Origin of the sequence: Snodgrassella sp. B3882 (assembly GCF_026535915.1) — a bacterium.
In the GTDB taxonomy this organism is placed as follows: Bacteria; Pseudomonadota; Gammaproteobacteria; order Burkholderiales; family Neisseriaceae; genus Snodgrassella.
Genome location: NZ_JAFNPF010000010.1, coordinates 1 through 5443, shown reverse-complemented (window position 1 = coordinate 5443; position 5443 = coordinate 1). Strand labels below are relative to the sequence as shown.

The window sequence follows — 5443 nt, the reverse complement described above, 5'->3', positions numbered from 1 at the left end:
GAAGCAACGCTCTTTAACAAACAGATTACCGATAAGTGTGAGTGCGGATAAGCCTCACACTGATTCAGAGAGACAGGATAAAAATCTTGTCAATAACTTTGAAGCAGACCAGTGATGCTGAAGTTAACTTCGGGATTACAAACAAGCTAAGATTAAACATAAGAGTTTGATCCTGGCTCAGATTGAACGCTGGCGGCATGCTTTACACATGCAAGTCGAACGGCAGCACGGAGAGCTTGCTCTCTGGTGGCGAGTGGCGAACGGGTGAGTAATGCATCGGAACGTACCGAGTAATGGGGGATAACTGTCCGAAAGGATGGCTAATACCGCATAATCCCTGAGGGGGAAAGCGGGGGATCTTAGGACCTCGCGTTATTTGAGCGGCCGATGTTGGATTAGCTAGTTGGTGGGGTAAAGGCCTACCAAGGCGACGATCCATAGCGGGTCTGAGAGGATGATCCGCCACATTGGGACTGAGACACGGCCCAAACTCCTACGGGAGGCAGCAGTGGGGAATTTTGGACAATGGGGGGAACCCTGATCCAGCCATGCCGCGTGTCTGAAGAAGGCCTTCGGGTTGTAAAGGACTTTTGTTAGGGAAGAAAAGCTTGGTGCTAATACCACCGAGTGCTGACGGTACCTAAAGAATAAGCACCGGCTAACTACGTGCCAGCAGCCGCGGTAATACGTAGGGTGCGAGCGTTAATCGGAATTACTGGGCGTAAAGCGAGCGCAGACGGTTAGATAAGTCAGATGTGAAATCCCCGAGCTCAACTTGGGACGTGCATTTGAAACTGTCAAACTAGAGTGTGTCAGAGGGAGGTAGAATTCCACGTGTAGCAGTGAAATGCGTAGAGATGTGGAGGAATACCGATGGCGAAGGCAGCCTCCTGGGATAACACTGACGTTCATGCTCGAAAGCGTGGGTAGCAAACAGGATTAGATACCCTGGTAGTCCACGCCCTAAACGATGACAATTAGCTGTTGGGGCACTAGATGTCTTAGTAGCGAAGCTAACGCGTGAAATTGTCCGCCTGGGGAGTACGGTCGCAAGATTAAAACTCAAAGGAATTGACGGGGACCCGCACAAGCGGTGGATGATGTGGATTAATTCGATGCAACGCGAAGAACCTTACCTGGTCTTGACATGTACGGAATCTCTTAGAGATAGGAGAGTGCCTTCGGGAACCGTAACACAGGTGCTGCATGGCTGTCGTCAGCTCGTGTCGTGAGATGTTGGGTTAAGTCCCGCAACGAGCGCAACCCTTGTCATTAGTTGCCATCATTAAGTTGGGCACTCTAATGAGACTGCCGGTGATATACCGGAGGAAGGTGGGGATGACGTCAAGTCCTCATGGCCCTTATGACCAGGGCTTCACACGTCATACAATGGTCGGTACAGAGGGTAGCGAAGCCGCGAGGTGAAGCCAATCTCAGAAAGCCGATCGTAGTCCGGATTGCACTCTGCAACTCGAGTGCATGAAGTCGGAATCGCTAGTAATCGCAGGTCAGCATACTGCGGTGAATACGTTCCCGGGTCTTGTACACACCGCCCGTCACACCATGGGAGTGGGGGATACCAGAATTGGGTAGACTAACCGCAAGGAGGTCGCTTAACACGGTATGCTTCATGACTGGGGTGAAGTCGTAACAAGGTAGCCGTAGGGGAACCTGCGGCTGGATCACCTCCTTTCTAGAGAAAAGAAGAGGGTTATTCGCATTCACACTTATCGGTAAACTGAAAAAGATGCGGAAGACAGAGCAATAACTGGGTTTGTAGCTCAGCTGGTTAGAGCACACGCTTGATAAGCGTGGGGTCGGAGGTTCAAGTCCTCCCAGACCCACCAAAAAAGAAGACTTGGGGGGCATAGCTCAGTTGGTAGAGCACCTGCTTTGCAAGCAGGGGGTCATCGGTTCGATCCCGTTTGCCTCCACCACACTTTGGAAATTAAATTGAGTTTGTCAGCAAAAGACAGAAGAAGCTGAATTTAATTTGCGAAGTAACGCATCGATCTTTAACAAATTGGAAAGCCGAAATCAACAAACAAAGACTGAGGCACTAGAGACTTCATCCTAAAAGGTGAAGAAGAAAGTGCCACAAGAATTGGGTGATGATTGTATCGCTGAACAACGAACACAAAAGGCGTTGTTCAGACAACCAAGTAGTAAGCTTTATGAGAGTAGAGAGCTTGAGCTAAAAACACTAGTCAACGGTGTTTTAGCGAAGTCAAGAGGTTCTTGAAATGATAGAGTCAAGTGAATAAGTGCATCAGGTGGATGCCTTGGCGATGATAGGCGAAGAAGGACGTGTAAGCCTGCGAAAAGCGTGGGGGAGTTGGCAATAGAGCAGTGATCCCGCGATGTCCGAATGGGGAAACCCACCATGAATAATCATGGTATCCTGTACTGAATCCATAGGTACAGAGAAGCGAACCCGGAGAACTGAACCATCTAAGTACCCGGAGGAAAAGAAATCAACCGAGATTGCGCAAGTAGTGGCGAGCGAACGCGTAAGAGCCTGTATATGATAGACACTGAGATAGAAGAACAAGCTGGGAAGCTTGGCCACAGAGGGTGAAAGCCCCGTATTCGAAATTTCAGAGTTGGTACTAAGTATACGAGAAGTAGGGCGGGACACGAGAAATCCTGTCTGAAGATGGGGGGACCATCCTCCAAGGCTAAATACTCATCATCGACCGATAGTGAACCAGTACCGTGAGGGAAAGGCGAAAAGAACCCCTGGAGGGGAGTGAAATAGAACCTGAAACCTGATGCATACAAACAGTGGGAGCGGAAAAATCCGTGACTGCGTACCTTTTGTATAATGGGTCAACGACTTACATTCAGTAGCGAGCTTAACCGATTAGGGGAGGCGTAGGGAAACCGAGTCTTAATAGGGCGCCAAGTTGCTGGGTGTAGACCCGAAACCGAGTGATCTATCCATGGCCAGGTTGAAGGTGCCGTAACAGGTACTGGAGGACCGAACCCACGCATGTTGCAAAATGCGGGGATGAGCTGTGGATAGGGGTGAAAGGCTAAACAAACTCGGAGATAGCTGGTTCTCCCCGAAAACTATTTAGGTAGTGCCTCGAGCAAGACACTGATGGGGGTAAAGCACTGTTATGGCTAGGGGGTCATTGCGACTTACCAACCCATGGCAAACTAAGAATACCATCAAGTGGTTCCTCGGGAGACAGACATCGGGTGCTAACGTCCGGTGTCAAGAGGGAAACAACCCAGACCGCCAGCTAAGGTCCCAAATGACAGATTAAGTGGTAAACGAAGTGGGAAGGCCGAGACAGCCAGGATGTTGGCTTAGAAGCAGCCATCATTTAAAGAAAGCGTAATAGCTCACTGGTCGAGTCGTCCTGCGCGGAAGATGTAACGGGGCTCAAATCTGTAACCGAAGCTGCGGATGCTAGGCAACTAGCATGGTAGGGGAGCGTTCTGTAGGCCGAAGAAGGTGTGTTGAGAAGCATGCTGGAGGTATCAGAAGTGCGAATGTTGACATGAGTAGCGATAAACAGGGTGAAAAGCCCTGTCGCCGAAAACCCAAGGTTTCCTACGCAACGTTCATCGGCGTAGGGTGAGTCGGCCCCTAAGGCAAGGCAGAGATGCGTAGTCGATGGGAAACAGGTTAATATTCCTGTACTTGATTCAAATGCGATGTGGGGACGAAGAAGGTTAGGTCATCGATCTGTTGGAATAGATCGTTTAAGCCGGTAGGTGGAGCACTTAGGCAAATCCGGGTGCTCAACACCGAGAAGTGATGACGAGTGTCTACGGACACGAAGTGACTGATACCACGCTTCCAGGAAAAGCCACTAAGCTTCAGTTTGAATGGAACCGTACCGCAAACCGACACAGGTGGGTAGGATGAGAATTCTAAGGCGCTTGAGAGAACTCAGGAGAAGGAACTCGGCAAATTGATACCGTAACTTCGGGAGAAGGTATGCCTCTGACGGTGAAGGATTCACTCCGTAAGCTGTTAGAGGTCGCAGAGAATAGGTGGCTGCGACTGTTTAATAAAAACACAGCACTCTGCAAACACGAAAGTGGACGTATAGGGTGTGACGCCTGCCCGGTGCTGGAAGGTTAATTGAAGATGTGCAAGCATCGGATCGAAGCCCCAGTAAACGGCGGCCGTAACTATAACGGTCCTAAGGTAGCGAAATTCCTTGTCGGGTAAGTTCCGACCCGCACGAATGGCGTAACGATGGCCACACTGTCTCCTCCTGAGACTCAGCGAAGTTGAAATGGTTGTGAAGATGCAATCTCCCCGCTGCTAGACGGAAAGACCCCGTGAACCTTTACTGTAGCTTTGCATTGGACTTTGAAGTCACTTGTGTAGGATAGGTGGGAGGCTAAGAAGCAGGAACGCTAGTTTCTGTGGAGCCGTCCTTGAAATACCACCCTGGTGACTTTGAGGTTCTAACCCAGATCCATTACCTGGATCGGGGACCGTGCATGGTAGGCAGTTTGACTGGGGCGGTCTCCTCCCAAAGAGTAACGGAGGAGTTCGAAGGTTACCTAGGTCCGGTCGGAAATCGGACTGATAGTACAATGGCACAAGGTAGCTTAACTGCGAGACCGACAAGTCGAGCAGGTGCGAAAGCAGGACATAGTGATCCGGTGGTTCTGAATGGAAGGGCCATCGCTCAACGGATAAAAGGTACTCCGGGGATAACAGGCTGATTCCGCCCAAGAGTTCATATCGACGGCGGAGTTTGGCACCTCGATGTCGGCTCATCACATCCTGGGGCTGTAGTCGGTCCCAAGGGTATGGCTGTTCGCCATTTAAAGTGGTACGTGAGCTGGGTTTAAAACGTCGTGAGACAGTTTGGTCCCTATCTGCAGTGGGCGTTGGAAGTTTGACGGGGGCTGCTCCTAGTACGAGAGGACCGGAGTGGACGAACCTCTGGTGTACCGGTTGTGACGCCAGTCGCATCGCCGGGTAGCTAAGTTCGGAAGAGATAAACGCTGAAAGCATCTAAGCGTGAAACTCGCCTGAAGATGAGACTTCCCTAGGGATTTAATCCCTCTAAAGAGACGTTCGAGACCAGGACGTTGATAGGTCGGGTGTGGAAGAGTGGTAACACTTGTAGCTAACCGATACTAATTGCTCGTGAGGCTTGACTCTATCATTTGAAGAACTTCCCATGTATAAGCATGGACAGAAACAATGATAAAGCTTACTGATGTATACACATCACCATGATGACGGCTTTTTAATTTGACAGTTTAAGTTTGGCGGCCATAGCGAGTTGGTCCCACGCCTTCCCATCCCGAACAGGACCGTGAAACGACTTAGCGCCGATGATAGTATGGATTACCCATGTGAAAGTAGGACACCGCCAGACACCCTTTTAGAAGAACCCAGTATATGATACTGGGTTCTTTGCTTTATACCTCACTAAAGCAGCCGAAAGGCTGCTTTAGTTAT

The 5443-nt window shown here is 50.0% G+C and carries 2 tRNA genes and 3 rRNA genes; all 5 read left to right on the top strand.

Features of this window, described 5'->3' with window-relative positions:
• Positions 1-154 precede the first annotated feature (154 nt).
• The 5 genes from J3U68_RS10575 (at position 155) to rrf (ending at position 5360) form a co-directional block, all read left to right on the top strand.
• Positions 155-1693, top strand: a 16S ribosomal RNA gene (locus tag J3U68_RS10575).
• Between the two features lie 77 nt (positions 1694-1770).
• Positions 1771-1847: transfer RNA gene (locus tag J3U68_RS10570), tRNA-Ile, on the top strand.
• A 14-nt stretch (positions 1848-1861) separates the two neighbouring features.
• Positions 1862-1937 (top strand) — tRNA-Ala (locus J3U68_RS10565).
• Between the two features lie 313 nt (positions 1938-2250).
• Positions 2251-5140: ribosomal RNA gene (locus tag J3U68_RS10560) — 23S ribosomal RNA — on the top strand.
• A gap of 106 nt (positions 5141-5246) precedes the next feature.
• A 5S ribosomal RNA gene (gene rrf, locus J3U68_RS10555) occupies positions 5247-5360 on the top strand.
• Together the 16S, 23S and 5S rRNA genes with 2 tRNA genes alongside form the textbook arrangement of a ribosomal RNA operon.
• Positions 5361-5443 lie beyond the last annotated feature (83 nt).